The sequence below is a fragment of the Elioraea sp. genome, from assembly GCF_022842375.1.
Taxonomy (GTDB): Bacteria; Pseudomonadota; Alphaproteobacteria; order Acetobacterales; family Acetobacteraceae; genus Elioraea_A.
Window position 1 is genome coordinate 1 of sequence record NZ_JALHPR010000052.1, and the last position, 13,577, is coordinate 13,577.

Annotated in this window: 14 protein-coding genes; 7 read left to right on the plus strand and 7 right to left on the minus strand. The window is 68.8% G+C overall.

Going from position 1 to position 13,577, the window contains the following annotated elements; all coding sequences use genetic code 11:
- Both Q0C38_RS22325 and secB read left to right on the plus strand, forming a co-directional pair.
- The coding region (locus Q0C38_RS22325; protein ID WP_291299359.1) for an FCD domain-containing protein at positions 1 to 149 on the plus strand (149 nt) is incomplete at its 5' end.
- Between the two features lie 92 nt (positions 150 to 241).
- Complete coding sequence (secB, locus tag Q0C38_RS22330) at positions 242 to 784, plus strand: protein-export chaperone SecB (protein WP_291299348.1); 543 nt, start codon at positions 242 to 244, stop codon at positions 782 to 784.
- A 15-nt stretch (positions 785 to 799) separates the two neighbouring features.
- Here secB and Q0C38_RS22335 read toward each other — a convergent pair whose 3' ends face one another.
- From Q0C38_RS22335 to hemE, 6 genes are all read right to left on the minus strand, one after another.
- A complete protein-coding gene (locus Q0C38_RS22335; protein ID WP_291299349.1) occupies positions 800 to 2,320 on the minus strand; it encodes a transglycosylase SLT domain-containing protein in 1,521 nt (506 codons plus the stop codon).
- 212 nt (positions 2,321 to 2,532) lie between these two features.
- Positions 2,533 to 4,026: a transglycosylase SLT domain-containing protein gene (locus Q0C38_RS22340; protein ID WP_291299360.1), complete on the minus strand. Its 1,494-nt coding sequence runs from the start codon at positions 4,024 to 4,026 to the stop codon at positions 2,533 to 2,535.
- A gap of 67 nt (positions 4,027 to 4,093) precedes the next feature.
- The gene (gene dnaQ / locus Q0C38_RS22345; RefSeq protein WP_291299361.1) at positions 4,094 to 4,858 is read right to left on the minus strand and encodes a DNA polymerase III subunit epsilon; all 765 of its coding nucleotides are present in this window, start codon (positions 4,856 to 4,858) and stop codon (positions 4,094 to 4,096) included.
- Entirely contained in the window at positions 4,855 to 5,448 is a 594-nt protein-coding gene (gene coaE / locus Q0C38_RS22350; RefSeq protein ID WP_291299350.1) for a dephospho-CoA kinase, read from the minus strand. The genes dnaQ and coaE overlap by 4 nt, the downstream gene beginning before the upstream one ends.
- 7 nt (positions 5,449 to 5,455) lie before the next feature.
- The gene (locus Q0C38_RS22355; protein ID WP_291299351.1) at positions 5,456 to 6,331 is read right to left on the minus strand and encodes a shikimate dehydrogenase; all 876 of its coding nucleotides are present in this window, start codon (positions 6,329 to 6,331) and stop codon (positions 5,456 to 5,458) included.
- The gene (gene hemE / locus Q0C38_RS22360) at positions 6,328 to 7,371 is read right to left on the minus strand and encodes a uroporphyrinogen decarboxylase (protein WP_408870058.1); all 1,044 of its coding nucleotides are present in this window, start codon (positions 7,369 to 7,371) and stop codon (positions 6,328 to 6,330) included. Before hemE ends, Q0C38_RS22355 begins: the two co-directional genes overlap by 4 nt.
- A 357-nt stretch (positions 7,372 to 7,728) precedes the next feature.
- Between hemE and Q0C38_RS22365 the strand changes: the two genes are divergently transcribed.
- From Q0C38_RS22365 to Q0C38_RS22375, 3 genes are all read left to right on the plus strand, one after another.
- Complete coding sequence (locus tag Q0C38_RS22365) at positions 7,729 to 8,586, plus strand: pyruvate, water dikinase regulatory protein (RefSeq protein WP_291299353.1); 858 nt, start codon at positions 7,729 to 7,731, stop codon at positions 8,584 to 8,586.
- A 16-nt stretch (positions 8,587 to 8,602) separates the two neighbouring features.
- Positions 8,603 to 9,226, plus strand: a complete 624-nt coding sequence (locus Q0C38_RS22370; RefSeq protein ID WP_291299354.1) for a Maf family protein — start codon at positions 8,603 to 8,605, stop codon at positions 9,224 to 9,226.
- A 184-nt stretch (positions 9,227 to 9,410) separates the two neighbouring features.
- Positions 9,411 to 11,018: a histidine kinase famiy protein gene (locus Q0C38_RS22375; protein ID WP_291299355.1), complete on the plus strand. Its 1,608-nt coding sequence runs from the start codon at positions 9,411 to 9,413 to the stop codon at positions 11,016 to 11,018.
- 13 nt (positions 11,019 to 11,031) lie between these two features.
- On the opposite strand, the gene Q0C38_RS22380 is transcribed toward Q0C38_RS22375, so the two are convergent.
- Entirely contained in the window at positions 11,032 to 11,739 is a 708-nt protein-coding gene (locus Q0C38_RS22380) for a hypothetical protein (RefSeq protein ID WP_291299356.1), read from the minus strand.
- Positions 11,740 to 12,018: 279 nt separating this feature from the next.
- On the opposite strand from Q0C38_RS22380, the gene Q0C38_RS22385 reads away from it, so the two are divergent.
- Both Q0C38_RS22385 and Q0C38_RS22390 read left to right on the plus strand, forming a co-directional pair.
- Positions 12,019 to 12,906, plus strand: coding sequence for a nitroreductase family protein (locus tag Q0C38_RS22385; RefSeq protein WP_291299357.1), 888 nt, complete (start codon positions 12,019 to 12,021; stop codon positions 12,904 to 12,906).
- 211 nt (positions 12,907 to 13,117) lie between these two features.
- A partial coding sequence (locus tag Q0C38_RS22390) for a hypothetical protein (RefSeq protein ID WP_291299358.1) occupies positions 13,118 to 13,577 on the plus strand: 460 nt, incomplete at its 3' end.

Genomic DNA, 13,577 nt, shown 5'->3' on the forward strand with positions numbered 1-13,577 from the left:
GCGGCCCCGGCGAGCGCCCGCCGCCCGGCCACCACAGCTTCGCCGAGCATCGCGCGCTGGTCGCCGCCCTGGCCGATCGCGACGGCGCGGCGGCGGAGGGGGCGATGCGCGCGCATATCTGCACGGTACTGGCCAGGCTGGAGGGCTAGGGGGCCGGCGGACGGGTGACGTTTCCCGCGCACCGTGGTAGCGGGCGTGCCAACGATACCGCCAACCACACGGCACGGCAGAGGACCACATCATGACCGACATCCGCGGCAACGGCCCAGGGAATGGTTCAGGCAATCCCGAGGGGCTTCCCCCCAACGGCGCCCCCCAGGGCGCCGAGGGCGCGACGCCCGGCATGGCGATCAACATCCAGTACGTGAAGGACCTCTCCTTCGAGGTGCCAGGCGCGCCGGACATCTTCGTCCAGGTCCGCCAGGCGCCGCAGGTGGCGGTGAACCTCGACGTGAACGCGCGCCGCGTCGCCGATGGCGCGTTCGAGGTGGTGCTGTCGATCCGCGCCGAGGCGAAGGTCGAGGACAAGACCTGCTTCATCGTCGAACTCGACTACGCGGGCGTCTTCACGCTGACCGCCATCCCGCAGGACATGCTCGAGCCCGTGCTGCTGGTCGAGGCGCCGCGGCTGCTGTTCCCCTTCGCACGCTCCATCATGTCGGACGTGACGCGCGAGAGCGGCTTTCCCGCCGTGCTGCTGCAGCCGATCGACTTCCTCGCCCTGTGGCAGAGCCGCCGCGCCCAGACCGACGCCGGCATGGCGCCGCCGGCCGCCAACGCCTGACGGCCCGCCGCGCCGTCATGGCCGGGCCTGGCCGAGCGCCTCGCGGAAAGCGGTGAGCTCGTCGCCGCGATCATCCAGAAGGTCGGCGGCCAGGCTGTAGGTCGTGTAGTAGGCGAAGATGTTCGCAACGTAGCGTGCAGGGCTGGAGCCGATGCGGCGCCGCACGACGTGCTCAACGTGGCCGAACCACTTGTTCGGGTCGAGCCCTTCGGCCGCCGCCTGCTGGCGCATCAGGCTGATCCGGCGCGGCCCGGCGTTGTAGGCGGCAAGCGTGAACCTGATCTGCTCCTCCGGCGCGATCGCCGGGTCGTTGAAATAGGCTTCGCGCAGCTGCTCCATATAGCGCACGCCGCCGTGGATGTTCTGCTCGGCGTCGTCGATGTCCCTGACCCCCAGCTCACGCGCCGTCGCGGGCATCAGCTGCATCACCCCGCGCGCGCCGCTTCGGCTTCGCGCCCGCGCGTCGAGGCGGCTCTCCTGGAAGCCCTGGGCCGCCATCAGAAGCCACTCGAAGCCCGCGCGCTCCGCCGCACTCTGGAAGAACGGCGCAAGCTGGCGGATGCGGTCGCGCTGGCCCGGCCCGAATGGCTGGTCAATGAAATGCGTATCCTCGAAATACCGGCGATAGATGGTCATGAGGCTCGAGCGGTCGGCCAGATGCACGCCGGTGAAGGCGTCGAGCGCCGCCTTCAGCGCCAGCGCGTCGGGCCGCACCGCCCAGGCAATCGTTCCGCCGGAGACAAGCTGGACATCGTCCTGCACCACGATGTCGGGAAGCAGCGAGGCCCACACCTCGGCGAGGTGATCGTCGGCGATGGTGTAGCGTGCGGCACCGGCGTTCACGAGCTCGAGCACGTCCTCAGTCTCGAGATAGGGTGGTGCCTCGATGATCCGGATCGGTGCGCGGCCGGCGGCGACGAAACGCTCCGACAGCGCCCGCGCATTCCCGATATAGCTTGTGCCACGCGTCAGCAGGAGCGTCTTGCCGGACAGATCGTCGAGCGTCGCCAGCGCCGGCGCGTCCTTGTGCCGCACCAACACCTCGTCTACGCGCTCGATATAGGGCTTGGCGGACTGCACCTGGTGGGTGCGCCCCTCCGTCGCCGTGAGTCCCGCCGCGATCACGTCACCGCGGCCGTCGAGCAGGGCAGGGATCAGCTCCTCCCGCGGAACGGGGACGAACACGACGCGGATCGCAACGGCAGGGCCGCCGCGGTCGTCATCCTTCGTATGGCGGTCGTTGAACCATGCGGCGAAGCGCGCCATCGATTCGAATTCGAGGCCACGGCCCTGGCCATGATCGATGAAGAAGTTGGTTCGGTTGTAGGTGGTGATCACGCGCAGCAGGCGGCGCTCCCGGATACCGTCGAGATCTCCCGTCCAGTGCTCGTTGACGATGGCAAGGAGTTCCTCGCCAGTCGGTGGCGGAAGGTCTTCGGTGTCGACGATCGCCCCTGTCTGGCCTGAGGCCTGGAAGGTCGCCATCAGGAAGACAGTGGCAGCGGCGATCGCAGACCGGCGTAGGAGCCTCGCCATCGGCACGGCTGGTTGTCTCCAGGAAACGGATCACTCCGCTCCGGGAGCGAGGCTAGCCCAAAGGGCGGCCCTGACGAAACCGGAAAGAAAGGCCGTGTGGGCTTCCACTTCAACCTCGCTGACCGCGACGAGGCGCGGGGTGCGCACCATCGGCGCTGCAAAGGCACCGGCCGCATGGCCAGCGAGCGTGCCGATGACGAAAGCCGATGGCATCACCTGGGGGTTGATGGTGCTGCGGCCGGCTGCTCCCCGATCGCCTCGCGGAACGCCTTCAACTCCTCCGCCCTGTCGGCCAGGAGGTCGTTCGCCATCGCGTAGGTCGCGTAGACCGCGAAGATGTTCGCGACATAGCGCACCGGCTCGGAGCCGACGCGCTGCTGCACCACGCGCTCGACATGCCCGAACCACTGGTTCGGATCGAGGCCCTGCTTGGCGGCCTCCTGCCGCAGCCGGTTGATGCGGTTCGGCCCGGCGTTGTAGCCGGCCAGCGCGAACTGGATCTGCACCTCGGGCGGGATCGCCGGGTCATTGAAGTAGGTCTCGCGCAGCCGCTCCATGTAGCGCACGCCGCCGTGGATGTTGTCCTCCGCATCGTCGATGTTGCGCACGCCGACCTCGCGCGCCGTCGCCGGCATCAACTGCATCACCCCGCGCGCACCCACATGGCTTTGCGCAGTGGGGTCCAGCCGGCTTTCCTGGAACCCCTGTGCCGCCATCAGCAGCCACTCGAAGCCCACACGCTCCGACGCACTCTGGAAATGCGGCGCGAGGACACGAATGCGGTCACGCTCCGTCGGGCCCCACGGGTTGCGGATGAACGTCACGTTTTCGAAATAGCGACGATAGATCGTCATCGCCGTCGCGCGGTCGGCGAGCAGGGGCCCGAGGAAGGCATCGAGCGCGGCCTGCAGCGCCTTCGCACCAGGGTGCACCGCCCAGGCGATCGTGCCGCCCGAGACGAGATGAACGCCGTGCTGCACGACGAGATTGGGGAGAAGCTTGTCCCAGACCTCGGCGAGATGGTCGTCGACGATGGTGTACTGGGCCGCGCCCGCGCCGATGAGCTCGAGCACGTCCTCGGTCTCCAGATGCGCGGGCGCCTCGACGATGCGGATCGGCGCCCGGCCGGCGGCGACCAGGCGGTCCGACAGCGCGCGCGCGTTGGCGACATAGCTGGTCCCCCGCGTCAGCAGCAGCGTACGGCCCGAGAGGTCCTCGATCGCGGCGAGCTCCGGTGCATCCTTGTGGCGGACGAGGACCTCATCGACCCGCCTGATGTAGGGATCGGTGAACAGCACCCGGGTGGCACGCGCATCCGTCACGGTCAGGCCAGCGGCGATCACGTCACCACGCCCGGCGAGAAGGGCGGGGATCAACTCCTCGCGCGGCACCGGGACGAACACGACCCTGATCGGGACCGCAGGGCCACCGCGCGCCGCATCCGGTGTGCGACGATCGGCGAACCAGGCGCCGAAGCGCGTCAGTGCCTCGAATTCCAGGCCGCGGCCCTGGCCGTGCTCGATGAAGAAATTGGTGCGGTTGTAGGTGGTGATCACGCGCAGCAGACGGCGTTCGCGGATGCCGCCGAGATCGCCCGTCCATGCCTCGTTCACGGTGGCGAGGATCTCCTCGCCGCTGGCCGGCGGCACATCGGCGCTGTCGTCGATCGCGCCGCGCTGGGCTGCCGCCGGCAGCGCGATCGCCATCGCCACCAGGGGCAGCAGCAGACGTCGGAGCCAGCGCGTCGTCCAATCACATGACATCCTATCCCCCTCAGGCCTCGCCTGCTGCATTCGCCGGTGTGTAATTCCCTGGTGCAACATTCTCTGGTGCAACATTCCCTGGTGCAACATTGGCTGGTGCGAACGCAGCCCAGAGCGGTTCCTTCACGTGGCGGGAAAGAAACGCCGCATGCGCCTCGGCCTCGGCCGGCGACACGATGATGATCCGCGGGGTCCGCGCGACCGGTGCGGCAAGCCCGGTGGCGCGCGAGGCGGCGGTGGAGACGAGGCCGAGACCAGGCTGCCGTCCACCCAGCAATTCGACATAGACCTGCGCCAGCAGCCGGCAATCGAGCAGGGCGTTGTGCGTCGTGCGCTGGCTGAGATCGATGTCGAAACGGCGGCAGAGCGCATCGAGGCTCGCCGGCAGGCCGGGATATTTCCTGCGCGCCATCGCAACCGTGTCGACCATCCGGGACCGGGCAAGCGGCGGCAGTGACAGGCGCTGGAACTCGGCGTCGAGGAAGCCGAAATCGAACGGGGCGTTATGCGCCACGATCGGCGCATCACCCAGGAAGGCGAGGAGCGGGTCAGCGATGTCGGCAAATCCAGGCTTGCCGATCAGCGACGCACGACTGATGCCATGCACCCGTTCCGCATCCGGGTCGATCTCGCGGCCAGGGTCGACGAAGACGTGGAAGTGTCGGCCCGTCGGCATGTGGTTGCGGAGTTCGAGGCAGCACACCTCGATGATGCGGTGCCCACCCAGCGGCTCAAGCCCCGTCGTCTCGGTGTCGAGCAGGATCTCGCGCATCAGCGTTCCCCGAACAGGAATGGCAGGGCACGGCGAAGCTGGGCTTGTGCGTGGTAGCGCGACAGGCCTGTGCGGACCACCACATCGGCGCGGCGGCGCTTCTCGGCATCCGGCATCTGGCGCGCCACGATCGCGGCGAAACGGTCATCCGTCATGCCGGGGCGTTTCAGCACGCGCGCACGCTGCACCGACGCCGGCGCGCTGACGACGACGATGCGATCGACGCGCCTGTCACCGCCCGTCTCGAACAGCAGGGGAATGTCGAGCACGACGGCCGTGTCGCCACGGCGGCGTGCCCGGTGCAGGAACCGTGTTTCCTCGCGGCGAACGAGCGGGTGCACCGCAGCCTCGAGCCTGGCCAGCAAGGCAGGGTTGCCGAGAACCGCCCGCCCCAGCGAGACGCGGTCCACCGCACCGTCCCGCACCGCCTCGGGAACAAGTGCGGCAACGGCAGGGACGGCGGCACCACCCTTCGCATAGAGGCCGTGCACGGCAGCATCGGCATCGTGAACCTTCACGCCGAGACGGCGGAATGCACGCGCGGCGGTCGATTTCCCCATGCCGATGCCGCCGGTGAGCCCGATCACGCGCAAGACATGCTCAACGCTCGGGAATGTCGCCGGCAACGAAGCGCACAAGCGCGTCGTCGACCACCGGCGTCACCCCGAACCAACGCGAGAAACCGACACGGGCCTGGTGCAGCAGCATCGGAAGTCCACCCATCGTGCGATGGCCGCGCGAGGCGGCCTCCGCGAGAAGGGCAGTGGTGCGTGGCACATAGACGATGTCAGTGACCACGGCATGGGCCTGGACATGATCAAGCGAGACGTCGAGCGGCGGTTGCCCGGCCATGCCGAGGCTCGTGCAATTGACCACGAGCACTGCGCGCGACAGCGGTCCGAAATCCGACCAGTCCGCCGCCGACACACCCTTGCCGAGTGCCTTCGCGAGTGCGTCGGCACGTGCGCGGGTGCGGTTGACGAGCACCACGTCGGGACAGCCAGCATCGACCAGCGCGGCGGCGATCGCCCGTGCCCCGCCGCCAGCGCCAAGCAGCACGGCAGGGCCGTCCTGCGGCGCGTAGGCCGGGACGTTCTGCGCGAGCGCGGCAACGAAGCCGGCGCCATCGGTGTTCGCACCGACGATCGTGCCGTCATCCTCGAACACCAGCGTGTTGACCGCGCCTGCACGCTCGGCACTTGCCTCGAGCCTGTCGCAGGCAGCGACCACGGCTTCCTTGTGCGGGATGGTGATGTTGCCGCCACGGAAGCCGAGGTCGCGCAGCGCACGCACGGCAGTGAGGAGGTTCTCGGGCCGAACCGGCAATGGCACATAGGCACCATCGATCGCGTGCCGGTCGAGCCAGTACCCGTGCAGGCGAGGGCTTCGGCTGTGCGCAACGGGCCAGCCAATGATGCCGGCAAGCTTTGTCGTGCCGCTATGCGCCAGCGGGCCGGTCGTCGGCAGGATGGTCATCGTTTCGCCCGCACCTGGGCGATCAACGCGGCGACGTGTTCGGGCGGTGTCTGCGGCACGACGCCATGGCCAAGATTGAAGATCCAAGGGCGGTCGCCCATCGCGTCGAGAACACCCTCGGTCTCGTCGCGGAGCGCATCGCCGCCGGCGACCAGCGCCAACGGGTCGAGATTGCCCTGCAACGTCACGTTGCGCGGCAACGCGGCAGCGGCCCAGGCAGGTGGAACCGCAGTGTCGAGCGCGACCGCGTCGACGCCCGCCCCCTCGGCATAGGCGATCAGGCTTCCGCCCGCCTGGCGCGGGAAGCCGATCAGCCGCACATGCGGGTGCCTCGCCTTCAGCGCTGCAGCGATCCGCGCCGTCGGCACGATCACGTGGCGGTCGAACATGGCCGGGCTCAACACGCCGGCCCAGCTGTCGAACAGCATCAGCGCCTCCGCCCCCGCATCAGCCTGGGCGGAGAGATAGGCGATGGTCGCGTGGACCAGGTGGTTCATCAGCGCATCGAACAGCGGCGCATCGCCGTACATCAGCGCCTTCGCCGCGGCGAAATCGCGCGAGCCATGCCCCTCGACCATGTAGGCGGCGACGGTGAACGGGCTTCCCGCGAAGCCGATCAGCGCGACATCGGCCGGCAGGGCCGCCCGCACCCGGCGGACGGTCTCGTTGATCGGTGCACCCACCTCGACCGCGCGCGCCATGTCGAGACGGTCAAGCTGCGCGCGCGTCGTGAGCGGTTCAAGCCGCGGTCCCTCGCCCGCCTCGAACGTGACGGGGTGGCCGAGCGCGAAGGGCAGCACGAGGATGTCGGCGAACAGGATCGCCGCGTCGGTGTGATAGCGGCGGATCGGCTGGAGCGTGACTTCGGCCGCCATCTCGGGGTTGAGGCAGAAGGCGAGGAAGTCAGGTGCCTTGGCCCTGAGCGCACGGTACTCGGGCAGGTACCGGCCCGCCTGGCGCATCAGCCAGAGCGGCGCGGGCCGGATCACCTCGCCGCCCAGTGCAGCGAGGAAAGGCTTCGTTCGTGTCATGCCGTCCATCATGCCCCGTGTGCCGTCATTCCGCGTTTTCCCTGACCCCACTGTCACTTGAAGAATCCTTAAAGGAAAGGTGAAGGAGGTAGTAGGGCCTGTGGAGATCGAGGATCACCGCTGCGCCCGCGAATGGGGCGCGGTGGTCCACACGAGGTGACGGGTCCAAGGGGCGACAGGCACAGCATTTTTCTGGTCCGTCCCCAGATAGCAGGTGCAGCAAGGTATGTTGTTCGCGCCGGGGGAGGGATGGAGGCGCCGGGGCCGCCCCGACGATCGACCAGTCGCATGGGGCCGGTTGTCCCCCTGATCCACAGCCATCCACAGGCCTTGTGCGGAAGCTGCACATGCTGTTCCGTGCCGGCCATGCGCGACAGGCTGGATCTTCATCTCGTGTCCGATGCCACCGGCGAGACGCTGAACTCCCTGGCGCGTGCCTGTCTCGCGCAGTACGAGGGCCTTCATGCCGTCCAGCATCGCTGGCCGCTGATCCGCAGCCGCTTCCAGCTCGACCGTGTTCTCGCCGGCATCGAGCAGGAACCCGGGCCGGTCCTGTTCACGCTCACCGACCGGTCGCTGCGCGGCGAGCTCGAGGCGTTCTGCTCGCGCCTCGGCGTTCCCTCGGTCTCGGTGCTCGACCCTGCCCTCGACATGCTGACCGAGTATGTCGGCGCGCGGGTGACGGGCAAGCCCGGGCGGCAATACGTGATGGATGCCGACTATTTCCGCCGGATCGACGCGATGCACTACGTTCTGGCCCACGATGACGGGCAGGGCGAGGCTGGCATCGCCGAGGCCGATCTCATCCTCGTCGGCGTCTCGCGGAGTTCCAAGACGCCAACCTGCTTCTACCTTGCCAATCGCGGCATCAAGGCAGCGAACATCCCGCTCGTGCCTGGCGTCGAGCCGCCGCGTCTGCTCGAGGCGCCAGCCGTTCCCGTGGTCGGGCTCACGATCGACGTCGCCTCGTTGATCGAGATCAGGCGCCATCGCCTGCGCATCATCGGCGGCGATGGCGTGAAGCAGTCCGAAAGCGCCTATGTCGACCCGGACGCGGTGAAGGCCGAGCTTCTTGTCGCCCGGCGTCTTTGTGCGGCCCGCGGCTGGCCCGTGGTCGATGTGACGCGGCGTTCGATCGAGGAGACGGCGACGACCGTGATCCAGCTGATGGAGGCCTGGCATGTGCGCCAGCGCCAGGCCAAGCCCGCCGGCCCCTCGCCCTGATGCGCAAAGCGCCCTGATGCAGATCACCTTGTTGCAGAATACCGACATCCCCCTCGTGCTCGCATCGACCAGCAGGACGCGGGCTGCGCTTCTGCGTGGTGCCGGGCTTGCGTTCGACACCGCATCGCCGGGCGTCGATGAGGAAAGCGTGAAGGAAGCGGCGAAGGCAGAAGGCATCACTGCGGATGATGCAGGACTGCTGTTGGCGGAGTTGAAGGCGCGAAGGATCAGTTCGCGGGTGCCCGGCGCCGTGGTGATCGGGGCTGACCAGATCCTCGTCGCCGACGGGCAGTGGTTCGACAAGCCCACCGACCGGGCGGCGGCCGCGGCACAACTCGCCGCGCTTTCGGGGCGCGCGCACAGCCTTGTCACGGCAGTCCTCTGCATGCGCGGCGGGGTGGTGCTGTGGCGCCACGTGGCACGGCCACGGCTGGTGATGCGCCCGCTGACCGGGCCCATGATCGCTGCCTATCTCGAGGCGGCCGGCGAGGCGGTTCTTTCCTCTGTCGGCGCCTACCAGGTCGAATCCCTCGGCGTGCGGCTGTTCGCTGCGATCGAGGGGGAGCATGCGGCCATCCTTGGCCTGCCGCTGCTGCCGCTGCTCGGCTTCCTGCGCCAGCACGGCGCCCTTCACGACTGAGCGGCGGGCCCAGCCCGTCGATCCCACACCCATTTTGTGAACGCAGCACCCGTGCGCTCCAGCGCTTGACGTGGCGTCCCAGGATAGATAAATATTCCTAGGAACACACGCCTATACGACGCTCGCGCCGGGCTCCTGTCAACCCCGCCCGGTCCTGGTCCCGCTGGAAAGGAAGGTGCCGCCCATGTCAGAGCGTCAATCCCCCGATGACAGGCCTTCGGCCGCAGCCCTCGCAGAGGAGGAGGCGCTCTTCTTCGAGGCCGTCAGCATTACCCGCATGCCGATGGTGGTGACCGATCCCTACCAGCCGGACAACCCGATCATCTTCGCCAACCGTGCCTTCCTCGACCTGACCGGGTATCGCGAGGGAGACGTGATCGGCCGCAACTGCCGATTCCTCCAGGGGCCGGAGACCGACCGCACGACCGTGGCGCGGCTCAGCCGGGCGGTGAACGAACGGCGAGTGTTCTCGGCCGAAATCATGAACTACCGGAAGGACGGCTCGGCCTTCTGGAATGCGTTGTTCATCTCGCCGCTGGTCGATCGCTCAGGGAAGCTTCGCTATTTCTTCTCGAGCCAGCTCGACGTCTCGCGGCGCCATGACGCCGAGGAGGCGCTCCGGCATGCGCAGAAGATGGAGGCGCTCGGCCAGTTCACCGGTTCGATCGCGCACGACTTCAACAACCTGCTGCAGGTCATCACCGGCTATCTCGACACGCTGCGCCCGCGCTTCGCCGGCCAGGGCGACGCCGATGCCGAAGCCGCGCTCGCCACCATCTCCGCCGCGGCCGACCGCGGCACCATGCTGACGCGCCAGCTTCTTGGCTTTGCCCGCAAGCAGCGCCTTGAAGGCCGCGTCGTCTGCCTCAACGACCTCGTTAGGACGATCAGGGCGATGGCCGCAAAGGTGCTGAGCGTCGGCGTCACCGTCGAGACACGGCTCGAGGCCGATCTCTGGAACGCCAGACTCGACCCAGTGCAGGCGGAGATGGCGATCCTGAACCTCCTCATGAACGCGCGCGATGCGATGCCGGACGGCGGGCGCATCGTGATCGAGACGGCGAACCGCACCGTCGGCAATGACCACCTTGACGCGCCGGCCGACCTGCTGGCCGGCAGGTACGTCGTGCTGACGATCAGCGACAGCGGCGGCGGCATGCCGCGCGAGGTGCTCGCTCGCGCGCTCGATCCGTTCTTCACCACCAAGGAGGCGGGACGCGGCACTGGCCTCGGCCTCTCGATGGCCTATGGGTTCATGCGGCAGTCGAACGGCAGCCTCAGGATCACGAGCGAGGAAGGCAGGGGCACGCAGGTGTCGCTCTATTTCCCCGCCAGCATCGGCGACGCGCCGTCGCGCGTGTCGCCCAGCGTGCTGGTGCAGCCGCGATTGCTGGGCAGCGAGACCATCCTCGTCGTCGAGGACCAGCCGGATATCGCCGCACTCGCCACCGCCATCCTGTCGGACAGCGGCTATCGCGTGATGTCGGCCCCGAACGGGGATGCGGCGCTCGCCATCCTCGAGGAACAGGCCGGCATCCACCTGCTGTTCTCCGACCTCATCATGCCGGGGGCGATGAACGGGGTGATGCTGGCGCGCACGGCGCGCGACCGGTTCCCCGGCATCCGCGTGCTGCTGGCCACCGGCTTCGCCGCGGAGGTGGTCGACCGTGACGGCGGATACGCGGGCGAGTTCGAGATCCTCGGTAAGCCCTACCGGCGCGGCGAGCTGCTCGCCCGGGTGCGTGACGTCCTCGATGCCCCGCCCGCGGTGCCGCCGGCAACGCCGGTGTGACCCGCCCTGGCAATCAGGGAAGCGCTGCGACGGCCTCAGGACCATTGGCGCGGGCGGAGATCGTCCGCGCCTTGGCCTGGGCGACGCGAAGCTCCCCCGCGCGGCAACCGGCGGTGCCGAGCCCTGGCGGCGGCACCTGGCCGATGCCCGCAAGGCTTCCCGCCACCCGGCACCGCTGCAAGCTCGCTGCCTCCGTGCCAGGCCGCGCCCCGGCATAGCGGATCACGGCGGCACCCCAATCCTGGTCCCCGGCAGAGGCGAGGCGGGCAAGCTTGCGGCCTGCGAACAACGCTGCCTGCCACGGGTCAAGCACCCAGGCCGGGTCCTCTGGCGCATGCACGCCGACATTGATCTGGAAACAGCCGGCCGACGCGCCTTCGCCTGCCCGCGCGGCAATGCGCATCGCCTCCTCGCGCGAGGAGGCGTAGTGCGAGCGCTGCGGCGTGCCGACGGCGAAGGGGTGCGCGGCACTTTCCGTCAGCGCCAGCGCGGCGAGGAGCCCGCGCGGCAGGCCGAGCCGCACTTCCGCCTCGGCCGCCGCGACGAGGCAGGCCCGCGCCTGGCCACCACGATCAGACGGAATGGTCCTGTTGGCCGCAACAACGCGTGCTTCTGTCGGTTCGCGCGGCGCTTCGGCTCGCTGTGCCTGGTCTCCGTATCCCAGTCCACGCTGAGCATCAGCGTGGGTGGGGAAGGAGAGGCACAGCATGGCCGCAAGCATTGGGAGCAGTGCTTCGCGGCGGGGCATGATCCTGCACATGATGCTGCCCTACCTCCTGGAACAGTCCTTGTATAGAGCGGAATGACATCGGCAACAGGTTCGTGAACGGTTGGTCATGTCCAGGCCATGACTTGTGGCGAGAATGTGGCGCAACCATTGCGATTGCCGGGCAGGCTGATTGATCGTCGCAGCACTTGCTGCACCGCAACGACCGGCCTCCCGCGCTGCCCCAGGTTGCGGCGGTTGCCGTGCCGGCGCAGCATCCGTGGCGGAACCGGCATGGGGAAGGCGATGACGATGGGTGACAGGGAAAACGACGCCCGCGCGGCGATGGCGGCCGACCTCGCACTGCGCTTTGGCGAGGCGGTGCCGGTTCCCCCAGCCGGAGCCGGGGGGCTCGACCCCGCCGCGCTGGCCACGCTCGCGCGGATCGCGGGCCGATCGTCGAACCGCCGGTATCTCGACCGGCCGGTGCCGCCCGACCTCCTGAGGCTCCTGCTCGCGGTCGCCCTGTCCGCACCCTCGAAATCGGATCTCCAGCAGGCCGACATCGTGGTGGTGTCTGACCCGGCCAAGCGCGCGGCGATCGAGGGCTGGCTGCCGGAGAACCTCTGGGTGAAGTCAGCGCCCGTGCTGCTGGTGTTCTGTGCAAACAACGCGCGGCAGCGGGCGATCCATGACTTGCGCGGCCACCCTTATGCCAATGATCATCTCGATCCGTTCTTCAATGCCACGCTCGATACCGGCATCGTCCTCTCCGCCTTCATCATCGCCGCCGAGGCGGCGGGGCTCGCCACCTGCCCGATCAGCGCGATCCGCGACGAGGCCGAGAAGGTGTCCGACCTGCTGGGCCTGCCGCCGCATGTGTTTCCCGTGGCGGGCCTGGGTGTCGGCTGGCCGGACAGCAAGGCACCGATCAGCCCGCGCCTGCCGCTCTCGCTCACCGTTCACGAGAACACGCACGCTGGCGCCGACGTGGCCGCCGGGATCGCTGCGTATGACAGCTACCGCGAGGGTGTTCGCCCCTTCCCGAAGCAGCGTGACGTCGCCCGCTTCGGCGAGGTGCACCCTTATGGCTGGTCGGAGGACAAGGCGCGGCAGTATGCGAGCCCGCAGCGGCCGGGCTTCGGCGCGTTCGTCCGCGCCCGGGGGTTCAGGCTGGAGTAGCGAGCGGCCCCCCGCGGCCGCATCCGCACGCCGGGGGCCGCACGAATAGCCCTTCGTGTTGCGTCACATCAATCGCAGCGTCGTGCGCAGCGGGTAGCGTTCCACGTGCGGGTGGGTCACGTCCGCGCACCGCATGACGCGCCAGTGCGACGGGCCGAAGAAGACGAAAACGACGGCCATCTTGACCCGACCTGGCACAGAGGAGGGTACGATGCGTAACGTTTCGCAAGCCATATGCCAGCGGCTCTGGCGGGTTGTGTTGCTTGGGTCGACAGTCCTCACCCCGCTCGCGGCGGCCGCACAGGACGTCTACACCATCGACACGACGAACCGCACGATCAACGGCGCCTCGAGCGGCGCGGTCAACGGCGTCGGATGGACCTCGCGGCTCACGGGCGGCGTGGCCGAGTTCCTGTTCGAGGGCACGCTCGATCTCGAAGGCGCTCAGGTGACGCTGATCGGGCAGAATCCGGCGCGCTTCATCGTCGGTAATGACGCCAAGCTTGCGGGCGCGACCTTCACCGTTCCTCCCGGCGCCCTCGGCGGCGGCACGAGCGGGGCGGTCGGCTTTGGCGGCGCTGGTGGCCTGGGCGGAGCCGGTGGCGCGGGCGGTGCCGGCGGCACTGGCGGAAGGGGTGGCGACGGCGGCGGCGACAGCGGAAGCTATGGCG